We start from the raw sequence: 16,572 nt of genomic DNA, 5'->3' as shown, positions 1-16,572 counted from the left end.
GCCGCGGCGCGCCTCGGCGAGCAGCTCCAGCGAGTCGATCGGCAGGACGCCCCGGCTCCACAGCGACCCGTCGAAGGTGGCGTAGCGGCCGCGCTCGGCCGCCAGGTCCGCGGACGCCTCGATCGCGTAGTAGCTGATCAGCTCCATGCTCTCGTCGGCGAACTCCACGGCCTGCGGCGAGGCCGTGGGCAGCCGCAGCCGGAACAGCGCGTCCTGGTAGCCCATCAGCCCCAGGCCGATCGGGCGGTGCCGCAGGTTGGCGCGCTCGGCCTCGGGCACGGTGTACAGGTTCACGTCGATGACGTTGTCGAGCATGCGCACGGCGGTGCGCACGGTCCGGCGCAGCCGCTCGGCGTCCAGCCCGTCGGGGCCGACGTGGTTGGCGAGGTTCACCGAGCCCAGGTTGCACACGGCGATCTCGTCGAGGCTGGTGTTGAGGGTGATCTCGGTGCACAGGTTGGAGGAGTGGACCACGCCGACGTGCTGCTGCGGGGAGCGCAGGTTGCACGGGTCCTTGAAGGTGATCCACGGGTGCCCGGTCTCGAACAGCATGGTGAGCATGCGCCGCCACAGGTCCACGGCGCGCACCCGGCGGAACACGCGGATCTCGCCCCGGTCGGCGGCGCGCTCGTAGGCGGTGTAGGCGCGCGCGAAGTCCTCGCCGTAGCGGTCGTGCAGGTCGGGCACCTCGTCGGGGGAGAACAGGGTCCACTGGGCGTCGCTCTCCACCCGTTCCAGGAACAGGTCGGGCACCCAGTTGGCGGTGTTCATGTCGTGGGTGCGGCGGCGCTCGTCGCCGGTGTTCTTGCGCAGGTCGAGGAACTCCTCGATGTCGATGTGCCAGGTCTCCAGGTAGGCGCAGACCGCTCCTTTGCGTTTGCCGCCCTGGTTGACCGCCACCGCCGTGTCGTTGGCGATCTTGAGGAACGGGACGACGCCCTGGCTCCTGCCGTTGGTGCCCCTGATGTGGGCGCCCAGGCCGCGCACGGGCGTCCAGTCGTTGCCGAGGCCGCCCGAGTACTTGGACAGCAGGGCGTTGTTGCTGATGGCGCGGAAGATCTCGGCGAGGTCGTCGCCGACGGTGGTGAGGAAGCAGGAGGACAGTTGCGGACGCCGGGTCCCCGCGTTGAACAGGGTCGGCGTGGAGCACATGAAGTCGAACGAGGACAGCAGCTCGTAGAACTCGACCGCCCGCGCGTTCCGGTCGTCCTCACGCAGCGCCAGGCCCATGGCCACCCGCATGAGGAACGCCTGCGGCAGCTCGTAGCGGGTGCCCTCGTGGTGCAGGAAGTAGCGGTCGTAGAGGGTTTGCAGGCCCAGGTAGGTGAAGTTCAGGTCGCGTTCGGGGCGCAGCGCGGCGCCGAGGCGGTCCAGGTCGAAGTCGGCGAGTTCGGGGGTGAGCTGCTCCAGTTCGATGCCGCGCGCGACGTAGGCGCGCAGGTAGTCGGGGTAGCGCCGGGCCATGTCGGCGTGGGTGGCCTCGTCGGGGCGCCCGCTGAGGAAGGTCAGCGCCTCGCGGCGGAGCTTGTCCAGCAGCAGCCGGGCGCTGACCTGGGAGTAGTCGGGGTCGGTCTCGACGAAGGCGCGCGCCGCCATGATCAGCGCGAGTTCGAGTTCTGCGGGGGTGATGCCCGGGTACAGCCCGCGCCTGGCCTCCGCGATGACCCTCTCCGCCGACGCGCCGGGCAGTCCCTGGCACGCCTCGGTGACCACCTGCCTGATCCGGTCCTCGGGGACACCGGCTGCGGGCGCGGCGGAATCGACGTGCGTGTCGATGGTCAAGGTGGCTCCAACCTGGTAGGTGACAACCGGTCGGGGCGGGGTCCGCGCGCATGCCGAAGGAGCACGTGGCGTGTGTCCGTGGGATGCTGCGCGGCGGCTCCGGCCGCCCCGTGGGTGCGCCGGGGGCGCTGCCGACGGCGGGCCGCGGGCGCGTTCCTCCCCGCGTCGTCGTGTGCTGTCGCTGACCTGTCCCGGGAGCGGCGGCTGACTGCGGACTCGACCCTGTGCACCGTTTCCGGGCAGCCCGAGAACACGCCGTCCTCCCGTCACCGCGGCCTTGCTCTCCCGCGGTGAACCGTCGGCGGGGCATGACTCTACAACACATCATCTAGTGGTGCTCACCCGAATGAGACACAACATGATGGTGTGTTGGTGCTTGACTTTGCCTGGCCGAAATCCGGGCGGGCAGGCCGCTCCCCGTCCCGTCCGGCCGCCCGCGCCGCGCGGAGCGCCGCTGACGTGTCCGTTTCCTTCAAGGGCGGGGCGGCCGGGGCGGCCTAGGTTGGAGGCATGGCGGTCACGTTCAACTACATCGGCATCACCACCTCCGACATGGCCCGCTCGCTGGCGTTCCACCGGCGCCTGGGCGTGGACGTGCCCGCCGGGGCGGAGTCGTCCCCGCACGTCGAGGTGGCGCTCGCCGGAGGCATGCGGCTGGCCTGGGACACCGACGAGGTGGTCCGCTCCTTCACCCCGGACTGGAAGGGGGACGGGACCGCCGGGCGGATCGGGCTGGCGTTCGAGTGCGGCAGTCCCGCCGAGGTGGACGCCGCCTACGCCGAGCTGACCGGTGCCGGACACCCGGGCGTGGCCGCCCCCTGGGACGCGCCGTGAGGGCAGCGCTACGCCGTCGTGCGCGACCCCGACGGCAACGCCGTGGACCTGTACGCGCCGCTGGCCACGGAGTGAGCCAGGCCCCGGGCAGCGGCCCGGAGACGCCGTGCTGCGCCCTCTGGGGCCGCCCTCGGCCGCGCAAGGTGTCGGAAACCGTCCCACCCGTCCGTCCCGCCCGCGTCCGGCCGCGCGGCGTTCCGCCACGGCCCGGGGACGCGCCCACGTCCGCCGGGTCCTTCTGTCGTCCCCCCGAACTGCACCCAACTGTGTGAACTGTTCTCAGGAAGTCCTCGGATTTCTCCAAACTTCCCCAAAAGATTTCCGTTTCCCGTGCCGGTGCAAGCTGTCTACACGGACCTGCCACCCGGATACGGCCCTGACAGCGCGATCGCCCACGGGGGCATGGACCCTGTGTGGCGTCAGTTGACCGCGATCCTCGTGGCCCGCTATCGAGTCGGGCCGCTACCCTCCGGGCCGTCCCATTCCGTGCCTGAACCAACTGCGCCAGGAGTTCGGCGTGTCCCGGGGGACAGCGCGGTCAAGGCGGTGGAGTCCCTCGCGGCCGAGGGACTCCACCGGGCCGTCCACGGCCGGGGCGGGTTCGTGCTGTCCCGGAACGGGGGCGGGGACGCGGACCGCTGAGGCCCGACGCGAACGGCGCCGCCCGGCTGCCGGGCACGAGAACGGGGCCGGCCGCTTCCCGTGCGGGAGGGTCCGGCCCCGTGGGTGTGTCGCCGTCCGGAGGGGCGCGTCCCCTCCCGGCGGGCGCAGGCTCAGTCGCTGTCGAGCATCCGGTCCATCTGGTCCTCCGACAGGCCCAGGTCGAGGCGGATCCGGTAGCGGATGCGCAGCAGCTCCATCAGCAGGTCGTGCATGTAGGGGGAGACGTCCTGGTGGCGGAAGTACTCGACGCCCCGGGTGGCCCAGGCGTGCGCGTTGTCCAGGTCGCCGTGGGCCATCAGGGTCTCGGTGACGTGGATGTAGGTGGGGAGGTTGCGGACGCCGACGGCTCTCAGCCGGTCGAGTTGGGCATACGCTTCGTCACGCCGGTCGAGTTCCAGCAGGGCCCCGGCCAGGAGGGCGCGGGCGTCGATGATGGTCTCGCCGCCGTCGTCGATCGCCCGCTGGTAGGCCCGCGCCGCCAGCTCGGCCTCCTGGGCGATCTGCCACTGCTCCCCCGCGCGCACGAACAGTTCGGCCCGGCAGATCTCGCTGTCGGCCGCCACCCGGTTGGCCAGGTCGATCAACTGCTCGGCGACCGCGGCGTGGTCCCCGGACTGTACGGCTTGGAACTCCAACCGGTCGAGGTCTGCTGTCGTCACGCGGGTCATCGCGGTCCTTCCTGCTGCTCGCGGCCCCGGTGGTCACGCGCGGGAGCGCTCCAAAGCATCCCAGAAGCCCTGGCGCAGCGCGTGTCGGACCTCGTCCCGTAACAGGAAGTCGACGGGCAGCGCAGAGCCCTGGAGCAGACGGGCTTCCAGGTCGGAGGGCATGCGGGGTTTGCGTGCCAACACCGCTTCGAGCCACAGCACGGGGGCGTCCCGGGCGATCGACTCGGCGAAGTCGTTGCCCTCCTTGTGGGCGATGCTGACGGCCTCCTCGATCGTACGGCCGCCAGACTGTGCGTACTCCAGGCGCGGTGCGGGGCCGGGGTAAGCGTGGTGCGGTGTCTGGTTGTTGTTCTGCGGGCGGGGGCCAGCAGCGGGCTCGAACCCCTGGCGGGGTCGTTGCGCGCTCCGGTAACGGGCGTCAGTTCCCGTACTGGCCCCAAAAGTAGGGTTTGGGCCGGTGTTACCCCCATATCCCGGATTCTCGCCAGTGTTGCCGAATCGCGGCTCTGGGGGAGCCTCCCTGGGCGGTGGTGGTGGCGCCTCCCGTTCGTAGCCGCCCATCGCCGGGTCCCGGGGCGGGGTCTGGGCCTGGCCCGGCTGCCCCCGTCCGGGGGTCGGATACCCCTGGGGGCGCATGGCTGGATACGCTCCCGTGGGAGCCGCGGCGTGGCTCTGCTGGGCGCCGGTCGGGGCGTTGGCCAGGCCCGCCATGCTGGGGTGGGCTCCGGTGGCGTGCTGCGCCGGATAGCCCGCAGCCGGGTTCATGGAGGGCTGGCCGCCGGTGCGGGGCTCCATGGCGGCGGGGTTCTGCACGGCGAGGTGGTCGCCGCGGTGCTGGGCGAGGCTCTGGCGCATCGCCCGCAACTGCTCCATGGCGCTGCCGGGGGCGGCCGCCTGCGCGCCCGTCGCCGCGAACATGGCCTCCATGGCCGCGGGCTCCACCCGGGCCGACCCGGGGTGGGCGGTGGCGGGCTGCGCGGTCGAGGGGCCGGTGTTGGCACGCGACCGGCCGTTGGCCAGCGGGCCGTTCTGCCCGGACGGGATGGTGTCGTCGGCCGGACCCGCCCCCGCCTCCAGCAGGTTGACGTGCGGGCGCAGGTGTCCCGCGCCGAGCTCGATGAGGTCGTCGCACTCGCGGCGCAGCGCACGCGAGATGGTCCAGTTGCCCTCGATCGAGATGTTCACCACCGTGACCCGGACCCCGAGCTCCTGGGCCTCGGCGACGACGGGCGCCATGTCCTCGTCACCGCAGATGAGTACGGCGTCGCAGATGGCGCCGGTGCGGGCCAGCGGGATCAGGTCCTTCTGCACATAGTTCTCGACGCCTTCTCGCCGACCGGGGCGGATGCGGGCGGCGCGGAACTTCACGCCGGGGATGTCCGCGATGCCCTCCTGCTCCTGGGAGCGGCGGCCGTCGGTGACCGCCTCGTACCAGTAGCAGCGGAGCAGGGGGAGTCCTGTGCGGTCTCGGGCGACCTCGTTGAGGAGCTGCACGAGCGCCGCGTAGTCCCACGACACCGAGTCGCGGTCGCGTGTTCCGTGCACCGCCATCGCGCCCTCGGCCAGGAGGTATCCGGCGTCGACGAACAGCGCGCAGCGATCCACGTGACACCGTCCCTTCCTTGGTTCTGGTGGCCTCGGACGCGCAGACGCGGCCGAGCTGGTCCAACAGTCGGATTCGGCCAGACTAGAGCCAGCCCACAGCCTAGCCAAGTCTGTCCGTTCTGTGGGGTGACTCCGGGGCGGAGCTCAGACATCGTCCGGCCACACCTGTGCGGCCAACGCCTCCAGCGCGTCCGCCAGCGGCTCCCCGTGTTTGCGGCGTACCGGCCAGGAGCGCAGCTCAGCCAGGTGCGCGGAGTGGGCGTAGCCGTCTCCGGTGCGCAGGTACCCGCAGGGGGCGTCCGGCCAGTCCGCGGTCATCGGCAGCGGCTCGGTGAAGAAGTCGGGCGGGCGCACCGGCGGGTCGAGGTGCTGCTGGGCGGCGGCGAGCTCGGCCCGGGTGGGGGTGCCCGGCTGCGGGAGGAGCGCGTCCACCAGGAGGTACCCGGCGACCGTGCGGCGGGCGGCGCGCTGGGCGGCGGCCACGGCGGGGACCAGCGGCCCGGCCGCCCCGGCGGCCACGAGCAGCAGCGGGCGGGCGGGGGCGGCGGCCGCGATCTGGAGGGAGGCGCGCGCCACGTAGCGGGCCGCGTACGGCGGGCGGTCGTCGTCGGTGACCGCGACGACGACGGTCTCGACGCCCCGGGCCGCGAGGTCGTCCGGCAGGCTTCCCCAGTCGGCGGCCGCGCCCAGGGGGCTGTGCAGCAGGACCGGGCAGAACCGGTCGAGCGGGCCGGTCATGGCCGGGGGCGGGTGGACTCGGTGACCCAGTCGAGGTACTCGGGGTTGCCGCCCTCGACGGGGACGGCGACGATCTCGGGGACCTCGTAGGAGTGCCGGTCGACCAGGAGCGCGGTCAGCTCGGCCAGCCGGTCGTCGGCCGTCTTGAACACGATCCGCCACTCCTCGTCGGCGTGGACGCGCCCCTCCCACCGGTAGACGCTGGTGATGGGGCCGCTGATCTGGGCGCAGGCGGCCAGGCGGGCCTCCACCGCCGCGTCGGCCAGCATCCGGGCCTCCTCGCTGCTGCCCGCGGTGACCTCGACCCGCACGTGGCCGACGGCGTCCTCGTTGTGCGTCAAAACCCGCTCCCTCGACTGCCGGCGGTCCCGGCACGCTCTAGGCTCGACAGCCATGAGCGACCGTGACGAGCTTCTGCGACAGATCAACGATAAGGCCGTGGTCCACGGTCGGGTGGTCCTCTCCTCGGGAGCCGAGGCCGACTACTACGTGGACCTGCGGCGGATCACCCTGGACGGGCAGAGCGCCCCGCTGGTGGGACGGGTGATGCTGGACCTGACCGCCGACCTGGACTACGAGGCGGTGGGCGGGCTGACGCTGGGCGCCGACCCGGTGGCCACCGCGATGCTGCACGCGGCGGCGGCGCGCGGGCAGCGCCTGGACGCGTTCGTGGTGCGCAAGGCGGGCAAGGCGCACGGGTTGCAGCGCCGGATCGAGGGACCGGACGTCCGCGGCCGCCGGGTGCTCGCGGTGGAGGACACCTCGACCACCGGGGGGTCGGTGCTGACGGCCGTCGCGGCGCTGCGGGAGGCCGGGGCCGAGGTGGTCGGCGTGGCCGTGATCGTGGACCGGGGCGCGCGGGAGAAGGTCACGGGAGAGGGGCTGGTCTACCGGGCCGCCTACACGCTGGACGACCTGGAGGTCTGACCTTCCGGGCGCCGGGGCGCTACTCGGCCTCGACGGTGAAGGTGTAGCCGGGCTCCTCCTGGCTGACGTCCTTCGGCTCGCCGTTGACGTGGACCTCGACCGCGGAGGGCGTGCCCAGGGTCACGTCCATGCGGGGCTCGTCGTAGGAGACGTACTCGCCCTTGGTCATGGTCGTGTCGATGAGCACGTCGCCCCCGGGCACGCGTACGAGCACGTCGCTGGCCTCCCCGACCACCCGGATGTGCAGTGCCTTGAAGTCCTCGGCCGCGGTGCCGGGCGACGAGGACTCGGGCTGGGCGCCGGACTGGTTGGGCACCAGGACCTCGCTGTTGCCGGGAAGAGACCGGTAGAAGAAGTACCCGCCCAGCACGACGAGGATGACCAGCAGCACGATCGCTCCGGCGATCGCCAGCGCCTGGCCGATACCTCTCGGGTCATTGCGATGTCGTCCCACGGTGCTGAATGTAGCGCGAATCACCCATAACAATCGACAGGGGCATGACCTTCTTCCTTCTTCCGTCGTCGGCACGGCCTCGGCGGCGACGGATCCGACATGCCCCGGCACGGTGCGTGTCCCCGGGGCGCCTGTTGCGCGCGGGGGGCGTTCACGGCATTGTGGTCTAGACCTTTTCGTGACGGACACGCACCGCGGGACGTCTGGCGGCTGCCCCGTCAGGAACCCGTCGTGAAAAAATCGAAGTGACGGGCCTTTCCGAGGCCGGTCCGTCACCACTCCAGGCCAATCAGGGGAGTCAACACCATGCCTATCGCAACGCCTGAGGTCTACGCCGAGATGCTCGGCCGCGCGAAGTCCCAGGGCTTCGCCTACCCGGCGATCAACGTGACGTCGAGCCAGACCCTGCACGCGGCCCTGCGCGGCTTCGCCGAGGCTGAGAGCGACGGCATCGTGCAGATCTCCACCGGCGGCGCCGAGTTCCTGTCCGGCACGACCGTCAAGGACATGGTCACCGGCGCGGTGGCCTTCGCCGAGTACGCCCGGATCGTGGCCGAGAAGTACCCGGTGAACATCGCGCTGCACACCGACCACTGCCCCAAGAACAAGCTCGACAGCTTCGTGCGCCCGCTGCTGGCGATCTCCAAGGAGCGCGTCGCCAAGGGCCAGGAGCCGCTGTTCCAGTCCCACATGTGGGACGGCTCCGCGGTGGAGCTGGAGGAGAACCTGCAGATCGCCGAGGAGCTGCTGGCCGCCTCCAAGGAGGCCCGCACGATCCTGGAGATCGAGGTCGGCGTCGTCGGCGGCGAGGAGGACGGCATCGTCGGCGAGATCAACGAGAAGCTGTACACCACGCCCGGTGACGGCCTGCGCACCGCCGAGGTGCTCGGCCTCGGGGAGAAGGGCTACTACATCGCCGCGCTGACCTTCGGCAACGTGCACGGTGTCTACAAGCCGGGCCACGTGAAGCTGCGCCCGTCGGTGCTCAAGGACATCCAGGACGCGGTGGGCGCCAAGTACGGCAAGGAGAAGCCGTTCGACCTGGTCTTCCACGGCGGCTCGGGGTCCAGCATCGAGGAGATCCACGAGGCGATCTCCTACGGCGTGGTGAAGATGAACATCGACACCGACACCCAGTACGCCTTCACCCGGCCCATCGTCGACCACATCATGAAGAACTACGACGGTGTGCTGAAGGTCGACGGCGAGGTCGGCAACAAGAAGGCCTACGACCCGCGCTCCTACGGCAAGGCCGCCGAGGCGGGCATGGCCGCCCGCGTCGTCGAGGCCGCCCAGCAGCTCAAGTCCGCCGGCAACCGCCTGAAGTAGTACGGTCGCCGCGACGCCGGACGAGGACCCCCGGGCCGGACCCCCCGGGGGTCCTTCCGTGTGCGCGGCCGGCGTGCCGCCCCTCCCTGGCAGGATGGGGGGCATGGAGCTGAACCGGAACCTGCTGGGCGACCCGCCGCCCACCGAACTTCCCGACATGCCCGAGGCGCGCGAGGCCCTGGCCGCGGGGACCGACCCGGCCGAGGTGGCGGCCCGCTTCCCCGCGTACTCGGCGGCCTGGGCCGCGCTCGCCGAACGCGCCTACGAGGCGGGCGAGGACGTCGCCGCCTACGCCTACGCGCGCACCGGCTACCACCGGGGACTGGACCAGTTGCGCCGCAGCGGGTGGAAGGGGCACGGTCCGATCCCGTGGGAGCACGAGCCCAACCGCGGCTTCCTGCGCTCGCTGTACTACCTGGGCAAGGCCGCCGAGGCGATCGAGGAGACCGAGGAGGCGCAGCGGTGCGCCGTCTTCCTGCGGGAGAGCAGCGAGACCGCGGCCCGAGAGCTCCAGGGCTGACCGCGCGCCGCCCGCCGACGACACCGGTCACCGCGCCCGTTTCCGTCCCGGACCGGGGCGTACCGGTCGTGTAACCTCTATGTGCAAGAGCCCCTGCCGCTGCTTGCGCCAGGGGCTTCGGCACGTCCGGGGCAGGTCTCGGTCCGACTCGAGGAATGAAGAGGTAGACGGCGATGCCGGCGATCACGCTCGTTGGGGCGCAGTGGGGTGACGAGGGGAAGGGGAAGGCGACCGACCTGGTCGGCGACCGCGTCGACTACGTGGTGCGGTACCAGGGCGGCAACAACGCCGGGCACACGGTGGTCATCGGCGACCAGAAGTACGCCCTGCACCTGCTGCCGTCGGGCATCCTCACCCCCGGCGTGGTTCCGGTGATCGCCAACGGGGTGGTCATCGACCCGGCGGTGCTGTTCGAGGAGCTCGACGGGCTGACGGCGCGCGGCGTCGACGTCTCGCGCCTACTGATCTCGGCCAACGCGCACCTGATCATGCCCTACCACCGGGCGCTGGACAGGGTCAGCGAGCGCTTCCTCGGCAAGGGCCGCATCGGCACCACCGGCCGCGGCATCGGCCCGACCTACGCCGACAAGACCTCCCGCGCGGGCGTGCGGGTGCAGGACATGTTCGACGCCAAGATCCTGCGCAAGAAGCTGGAGCTGGCGCTCAACGACAAGAACCAGATCCTCACCAAGGTGTACAACCGGCGCGGCCTGGACATCGAGCGGATCCTCGACGAGTACCTGGGCTACGCCGAGAAGATCCGCCCCTACGTGGCCGACACCGCGCTGGTGCTCAACCGGGCGCTGGACGAGGGCAAGACCGTGTTCCTGGAGGGGTCGCAGGGCACGCTGCTGGACATCGACCACGGCACCTACCCGTTCGTCACCTCCTCCTCCCCCACCGCGGGCGGCGCGTGCGCCGGGTCGGGCATCGGCCCCACCCGCATCACCAAGGTCATCGGCATCCTGAAGGCCTACACCACCCGCGTCGGCTCGGGGCCGTTCCCCACCGAGCTGGAGGACGAGTGGGGCGACTGGCTGCGCTCCAGGGGCCACGAGTACGGCACCACCACGGGGCGCAACCGCCGCTGCGGCTGGTTCGACGCGCCGATCGCCCGCTACGCCACCCGGATCAACGGCATCACCGACTTCTTCCTCACCAAGCTGGACGTGCTGTCGGGCCTGAAGCGCATCCCGGTGTGCGTCGCCTACGACATCGACGGGGTGCGCCACGACGAGATCCCCATGACCCAGACGGAGTTCCACCACGCCAAGCCGGTCTACGAGTACCTGGACGGCTGGAACGACGACATCACCGGCGCGCGCTCCTTCGAGGAGCTGCCGAAGAACGCGCAGGCGTACGTGCGGACGCTGGAGGAGATGTCGGGGGCGCCGATCTCGGCCATCGGGGTCGGTCCGGGCCGCGACCAGACCCTGGAGCTGCGTCCCCTCGTGTAGGCGCTTCCCGCCGGGGCGGACCGCCCCGGCGGGCACCGCGCGGCACGCCGGGGCGTCCGGAGCCGCGCCGTTTCCCTGTCACCCCTCGAAAGCAATAGGGTCCATTGCTGTGAAAGCCCTCGTGATCGGCGGCGGAGGCCGCGAACACGCGCTGGTGCGCGCGTTGTCCCTCGACCCTGGTGTGACCAGCCTGCACTGTGCTCCCGGCAACCCGGGGACCTCGGAGCTGGCGGAGAACCACGTCATCAACGTCACCGACGGCCTGGCCGTCACCGAGCTGGCCGCGCGCATCGGCGCGGAGCTGGTGGTGATCGGCCCGGAGGCGCCGCTGGTGGCGGGGGTCGCCGACGAGCTGCGGCGGCGTGGCATCCCGGTGTTCGGCCCCGACCAGGCGGCGGCGCGGATCGAAGGGTCCAAGGCGTTCGCCAAGGAGGTGATGGCCGCGGCGGGCGTGCCCACCGCCGCGTCCCGGGTGTGCCGCACCGCCTCCCAGGTCTCCGAGGCGCTGGACCTGTTCGGTCCGCCCTACGTGGTCAAGAACGACGGCCTGGCGGCGGGCAAGGGCGTCGTGGTCACCGAGGACCGGAAACTCGCCGAACGGCACGCCCAGGAGTGCGGCCGGGTGGTCGTCGAGGAGTACCTGGACGGCCCCGAGCTGTCGCTGTTCGTGCTGAGCGACGGACGCAACACGGTGCCGCTGCTGCCCGCGCAGGACTTCAAGCGCGCCCACGACGGCGACCAGGGACCCAACACCGGCGGCATGGGCGCCTACGCGCCGCTGCCGTGGGCCCCGCCCGGCCTGGTGGACGAGGTCATGGAGACCGTGGTGCGTCCCACCGTCGCGGAGCTGGCCCGGCGCGGCACCCCCTACCAGGGGCTGCTGTACGCGGGGCTGGCGCTGACCTCGCGCGGGGTGCGCGTGGTGGAGTTCAACGCCCGCTTCGGCGACCCGGAGACCCAGGTGGTGCTGGACCGGCTGGCCACGCCGCTGGGCGCGCTACTCCAGGCCACCGACACCGGGAACCTGGGCGGGGTGACCGGGCTGGAGTGGCGTCCGGGCGCGGCCGTGACCGTGGTGGTCGCGGCCGAGGGCTACCCGGGCACCCCGGCCAAGGGCGACCTGATCGGCGGGCTGGCGGAGGCCAACGCCGTGGAGGGCGCCTACGTGCTGCACGCGGGCACCGCGTGGAGCGGCGTGCGGGACGTCAAGTCCAACGGCGGCCGGGTGCTGAGCGTGGTCGGCTCGGGCGCCGACCTGGCGGAGGCGCGGCGGCGCGCCTACGAGGCGGTCTCCAAGATCGAGCTGCGCGGCTCGTTCTACCGCACCGACATCGCGGAGCGGGCGGCGCTGGGGCAGGCCTGAGCCGCCCGGACAGCCCGTTCCGCCTGCCGGGGGCGACGGCGCCGCGCCGTCGCCCCCGGGCGCGTCCGCACCGGGCGCGGTGCGGCGCCGTCGCGCCCGGGGACCCGTGGAGCTCGTCACCCTCCGCCCCGCTTCCCGGCACTCTGCGACAATGGGGGGGTGATCGAGCGCTACACCCTTCCGGAAATGGGGCGCGTCTTCAGCGACGCCCACAAGTACGAGCTCTGGTGCCAGGTGGAGACCCTGGTCATGGAGGCCCACGCGGCGGCCGGGACGATCCCCGCCGACGCGGTGGAGCCGGTCCGGCAGGCTCCTCCGCCCACGCCCGAGCGGGTGGCCGAGATCGAGGCGGTGACCCAGCACGACGTCATCGCGTTCCTGACCGCCTGGGCCGACAACACCGAGCCGCGGGAGGCCGCCAAGTGGGTGCACTTCGGCATGACCTCCTCCGACCTGCTGGACACGGCGCTGGCCGCGCAACTGGTGGAGGCCACCGACGTGCTGCTGGCCAAGGCCGACGAGCTGGTTGCGGTGCTGCGCGACCACGCCCTGGAGCACCGTGAGACGCTGCGGGTGGGCCGCACCCACGGCATCCACGCCGAGCCCGACGTGTGGGGCCACCGGGTGGCGGACTTCGCGTTCGGCATGGCGCGCTCCCGCGACCGGCTGCGCCGCGCCCGCGAGTCCGTGGGGGTGATGGCGATCTCCGGCCCGGTGGGCACCTACTCCAACATCGACCCGAAGGTCGAGGAGTACGTCGCCGAGAAGCTGGGCCTGCGCCCCGCCGACGTGTCCACCCAGGTGGTGCTGCGCGACGGCATCGCCGAGTGGGTGAGCGCGCTGGCGGTCATCGCGACCGTCTGCGAGGCGATCGCCCTGGAGGTCCGGCACGGCCAGCGCACCGAGGTGCGGGAGCTGTGGGAGCCGTTCGGCAAGGGGCAGAAGGGCTCCAGCGCCATGCCCCACAAGAAGAACCCGATCCTGTCGGAGCGCATCTGCGGCATGGCGCGGATCGTGCGCGCCCAGATCGTGCCGGTCATGGAGGGCATCCCGCTCTGGCACGAGCGCGACATCTCCCACTCCTCCACCGAGCGGATCGCGCTGCCGGACGCCGCCATCGCCACCGACTACCTGCTGCACCTGACCACCCGCCTGGTGCGCGGGCTGGTCGTGGACACCGAGCGGATGCGGCAGAACCTGGACTCCACCAACGGCCTGATCTACTCCTCCACGGTGGTCTCCGAGCTGATCGAGACCGGCCTGTCCCGCGAGGACGTCTACGCGCTGGTGCAGTCCGCGGCGATGCGCACCTGGGAGACGGGGGTGGCGTTCCGGCAGACCCTGCGGGAGCGGGCCGCCGAGGAGGGCGTGGAGCTGGACGAGGCGAGGCTGGACGAGGTGTGCCGCCCCGAGCGGTTCGTCCGCCGCCTGGACCGGGTCTTCGACCGGTTGAAGAACCTGAGCTGAGCCGCCGTTCCCGCGCCGTCCGCGCCGTCGGCGGTCCCGCCGGCGGCGCGGCGGCGCGTCCTCACGCAGATCGGAAAGACCACCATGAGCGGTTTTGTCGACAAGCCGGTGCCCGTCGAGGTTCCCGGCCTGACCCACCTGCACACCGGCAAGGTGCGGGACCTGTACGCCACCGAGTCGGGGGAGCTGGTCATGGTGGCCAGCGACCGGGTCTCCGCCTTCGACTGGGTGCTGCCCACCGAGATTCCCGACAAGGGCCGGCTGCTCACCCAGTTGTCCCTGTGGTGGTTCGAGCAGTTGTCCGACCTCGTGGACAACCATGTGATCTCTGACACTCCTCCGCTGGGCGCTCCGGCCGACTGGGCGGGGCGCACGCTGGTCTGCCGCAGGCTCGACATGGTGCCGGTGGAGTGCGTGGCGCGCGGCTACCTGACCGGTTCGGGGCTGAGCGAGTACAACGCCACCGGGTCGGTGTGCGGGGTGCCGCTGCCCGAGGGGCTGGTGGACGGCTCCCGGCTGGACCGGGCGATCTTCACCCCGGCGATCAAGGCCGAGGTGGGCGAGCACGACGAGAACGTCTCGTTCGACGCCGTGGCGCGGCTGCACGGCTCGGCGCTGGCGACGCAACTGCGGGAGCTGACCCTGGGCCTGTACACGCGGGGCCGGGCCATCGCCGAGGAGCGGGGCATCCTGCTGGCCGACACCAAGTTCGAGTTCGGCCGGGACGCCGACGGGTCGCTGGTGCTCGCCGACGAGGTGTTCACCCCCGACTCGTCGCGGTTCTGGCCGAAGGAGGAGTGGCGTCCGGGGCGGGCGCAGCCCTCGTTCGACAAGCAGATCATCCGCGACTGGCTGTCCTCGCCCGCGTCGGGCTGGGACCGCGCCTCGGAGACGCCGCCGCCCCCGCTGCCCGACGACGTGGTGGAGCACACCCGCGCCAGGTACATCGAGGTGTTCGAACGGCTGACCGGCCGAACCGCCGATTTTGTCGGATCTGTACGCCGTTGACGCAGGTGGGGCGGTGTGGTGTGGCTGATCGCGCAACGCCGCCCCATGCGGATGGTGCCCGTTTCGCACCGGTGCGACGTAAAGTGGTGCTCAGCGTCCCGAGCACCCCGAAGAGGTGTGAAGCATCTTCCGGGGCGCTGGAAAACGTCACAGAACTGCCCAGACCATAGTCACCGGGCACAGGTGGTGTGACCATGCCATTACGCCTGCGAACACCGAGTCACTAGCGGCCGGGAAAGTGCGTTGCCGCAAAGACGCAACGGAGCCGGTTGCCCCGCCTCCTTCGTCGGAACCCGCCGCGCACTTTCCTCATCAGATACTCCAGAGTCACGGTCACACCGACGAGACCACCCTTGAATTCCTCTGCCTCACGAAGGAGCCAAAGAGCATGGGCCAGGAGGTTCGCTACCGCGTCCGCGGCGGTCATGCCCTGAACGGAACCGCTTTCATCCAGGGCGCGAAAAACGCTGTCTTGCCGATGATCGGCGCGGCCCTGCTCGCGTCCAAAGGCCGGACGGTCCTGCGGAACGTGCCCGTCATCGAAGACGTCCGCCGCGCCCTGGAACTCGCCGAGTACGTGGGTGCACGGGTCGAGTTCCACGAGGCGGAGCGGACCATCGTCATCGACGCCACCACCCTGGGCGACAGCTCGCGCGCGGTGCTGCCCGCCGAGATCGCCTCCCGCTTCCGCGGGTCGGTACTGTTCGTCCCCGCGCTCATGCACCGCATGGGCCGCGCCCGCATCGAGGGCGTGGGCGGCTGCAACCTGGGCAGCCGCAACCTCGACTTCCACTACCGGGGCTTCGCCCGGCTGGGCGCCGAGGTGACCGAGGACCCGGAGCGCAACCACATCAACGTGAAGGCGGAGAACCTCCGCGGCGGCCGGCTCTACCTCGACACCCCCTCCCACACCGGCACCGAAAACCTGATCATGGCCGCGGTGCTCACCCCGGGCACCACCGTCATCGAGCACGCCGCCCTGGAGCCCGAGGTCCTCGACGTCATCGAGTTCCTGGGCAGCATGGGCGCCAAGATCAGCGGCGGCGGCACCGGCCTGATCACGGTCGAGGGCGTCGAGGAGCTCACCGCGGTCGAGCACACCGTGATGTCCGACCGGATCGACGCCGGCGTGTTCGCGATGATGACCGCGGCGACCGGCGGCGACGTGAGCCTGGTCGGGGCCAACCTGGACCACCTGGGCGTGGCCCGGTGGAAGCTGGAGCAGATGGGCGTCCAGTTCACCCAGCAGGGCGCGGTGCTGCGGGTGCGCCGCGACCCGTCGGTGCCGCTGCGGCCGATCAACGCGGTCACCTCGCCCTTCCCCGGCTTCGCCACCGACTTGCAGTCGCCGCTGATGGCGCTGGCCACGCTGGCCGAGGGCGAGAGCTACATCCACGAGGCCATCTACGACGGCCGGTTCGCGCTGGCCGACGAGCTCAACAAGATGGGCGCCAAGATCGAGGTGGACGGCACGCGCGCCATCGTGCACGGCCCCACCGCGCTGCGCGGCACCGAGGTCATCGCGCACGACCTGCGCAGCGGCGCGGCGGCGATCCTGGCCGGCCTGGTCGCCGAGGGCGAGACGATCGTGGCCCCCGCCTACCCGGTGGACCGCGGTCACTCCCAGTTCGCGAACCGCCTGTCGGCACTGGGTGCCGACGTCGTCCGGGAGGAAGTCAACTAGCCTGGAAAGTCGGATTCACGTCGGGCGGGAAGGAGCCTTCCCGCCCGCGTGTTTTGACGTTCTGGAAGAAACG

General features: G+C 71.5%; 15 protein-coding genes. 9 read left to right on the top strand and 6 right to left on the bottom strand.

Annotation, left to right across the window (positions count from 1 at the left end; genetic code table 11):
* Positions 1-1,782 (bottom strand): ribonucleoside-diphosphate reductase subunit alpha (locus tag AC529_RS20500; RefSeq protein WP_068756146.1); only part of this gene is annotated, 1,782 nt, incomplete at its 3' end.
* 510 nt (positions 1,783-2,292) lie between these two features.
* Between AC529_RS20500 and AC529_RS10485 the strand changes: the two genes are divergently transcribed.
* A complete protein-coding gene (locus AC529_RS10485; RefSeq protein ID WP_232306688.1) occupies positions 2,293-2,616 on the top strand; it encodes a VOC family protein in 324 nt (107 codons plus the stop codon).
* Between the two features lie 773 nt (positions 2,617-3,389).
* On the opposite strand, the gene AC529_RS10480 is transcribed toward AC529_RS10485, so the two are convergent.
* From AC529_RS10480 to cutA, 4 genes are all read right to left on the bottom strand, one after another.
* Positions 3,390-3,947: a hypothetical protein gene (locus AC529_RS10480; protein ID WP_068756144.1), complete on the bottom strand. Its 558-nt coding sequence runs from the start codon at positions 3,945-3,947 to the stop codon at positions 3,390-3,392.
* A 33-nt stretch (positions 3,948-3,980) separates the two neighbouring features.
* On the bottom strand, positions 3,981-5,552 hold the full coding sequence (locus tag AC529_RS10475; protein WP_068756142.1) for an NYN domain-containing protein: 1,572 nt from the start codon (positions 5,550-5,552) through the stop codon (positions 3,981-3,983).
* 144 nt (positions 5,553-5,696) lie between these two features.
* Positions 5,697-6,290 (bottom strand): hypothetical protein, encoded by a 594-nt coding sequence (locus tag AC529_RS10470; protein ID WP_068756140.1) that lies wholly within the window; start codon positions 6,288-6,290, stop codon positions 5,697-5,699.
* The gene (cutA, locus tag AC529_RS10465) at positions 6,287-6,631 is read right to left on the bottom strand and encodes a divalent-cation tolerance protein CutA (RefSeq protein ID WP_068756139.1); all 345 of its coding nucleotides are present in this window, start codon (positions 6,629-6,631) and stop codon (positions 6,287-6,289) included. Before cutA ends, AC529_RS10470 begins: the two co-directional genes overlap by 4 nt.
* A 52-nt stretch (positions 6,632-6,683) precedes the next feature.
* Between cutA and pyrE the strand changes: the two genes are divergently transcribed.
* Entirely contained in the window at positions 6,684-7,217 is a 534-nt protein-coding gene (pyrE, locus tag AC529_RS10460) for an orotate phosphoribosyltransferase (RefSeq protein WP_068756137.1), read from the top strand.
* Between the two features lie 19 nt (positions 7,218-7,236).
* On the opposite strand, the gene AC529_RS10455 is transcribed toward pyrE, so the two are convergent.
* A complete protein-coding gene (locus tag AC529_RS10455; protein WP_068756859.1) occupies positions 7,237-7,629 on the bottom strand; it encodes a RodZ domain-containing protein in 393 nt (130 codons plus the stop codon).
* 348 nt (positions 7,630-7,977) lie between these two features.
* Here AC529_RS10455 and fbaA point away from each other — a divergent pair, with 348 nt between their 5' ends.
* From fbaA to murA, 7 genes are all read left to right on the top strand, one after another.
* A complete protein-coding gene (fbaA, locus tag AC529_RS10450; RefSeq protein WP_068756134.1) occupies positions 7,978-9,000 on the top strand; it encodes a class II fructose-bisphosphate aldolase in 1,023 nt (340 codons plus the stop codon).
* Positions 9,001-9,103: 103 nt separating this feature from the next.
* Positions 9,104-9,520 carry a DUF3151 domain-containing protein gene (locus AC529_RS10445; RefSeq protein ID WP_068756132.1) on the top strand — a complete coding sequence of 139 codons (417 nt, stop codon included), beginning with the start codon at positions 9,104-9,106 and terminating at the stop codon, positions 9,518-9,520.
* A gap of 173 nt (positions 9,521-9,693) precedes the next feature.
* A complete protein-coding gene (locus tag AC529_RS10440; protein WP_068756130.1) occupies positions 9,694-10,977 on the top strand; it encodes an adenylosuccinate synthase in 1,284 nt (427 codons plus the stop codon).
* A 109-nt stretch (positions 10,978-11,086) separates the two neighbouring features.
* Positions 11,087-12,340 (top strand): phosphoribosylamine--glycine ligase, encoded by a 1,254-nt coding sequence (purD, locus tag AC529_RS10435; RefSeq protein ID WP_068756128.1) that lies wholly within the window; start codon positions 11,087-11,089, stop codon positions 12,338-12,340.
* Positions 12,341-12,499: 159 nt separating this feature from the next.
* Complete coding sequence (gene purB, locus AC529_RS10430; RefSeq protein WP_068756126.1) at positions 12,500-13,807, top strand: adenylosuccinate lyase; 1,308 nt, start codon at positions 12,500-12,502, stop codon at positions 13,805-13,807.
* Positions 13,808-13,891: 84 nt separating this feature from the next.
* Positions 13,892-14,815 carry a phosphoribosylaminoimidazolesuccinocarboxamide synthase gene (locus tag AC529_RS10425; RefSeq protein WP_068756124.1) on the top strand — a complete coding sequence of 308 codons (924 nt, stop codon included), beginning with the start codon at positions 13,892-13,894 and terminating at the stop codon, positions 14,813-14,815.
* Positions 14,816-15,203: 388 nt separating this feature from the next.
* A complete protein-coding gene (gene murA / locus AC529_RS10420; RefSeq protein ID WP_068756122.1) occupies positions 15,204-16,499 on the top strand; it encodes a UDP-N-acetylglucosamine 1-carboxyvinyltransferase in 1,296 nt (431 codons plus the stop codon).
* Positions 16,500-16,572 lie beyond the last annotated feature (73 nt).

Source organism: Thermobifida cellulosilytica TB100, assembly GCF_001517975.1.
Lineage (GTDB): Bacteria > Actinomycetota > Actinomycetes > Streptosporangiales > Streptosporangiaceae > Thermobifida > Thermobifida cellulosilytica.
Note: the sequence above shows the minus strand (reverse complement) of the source record. Positions and strands in the feature narration are given on the sequence as shown.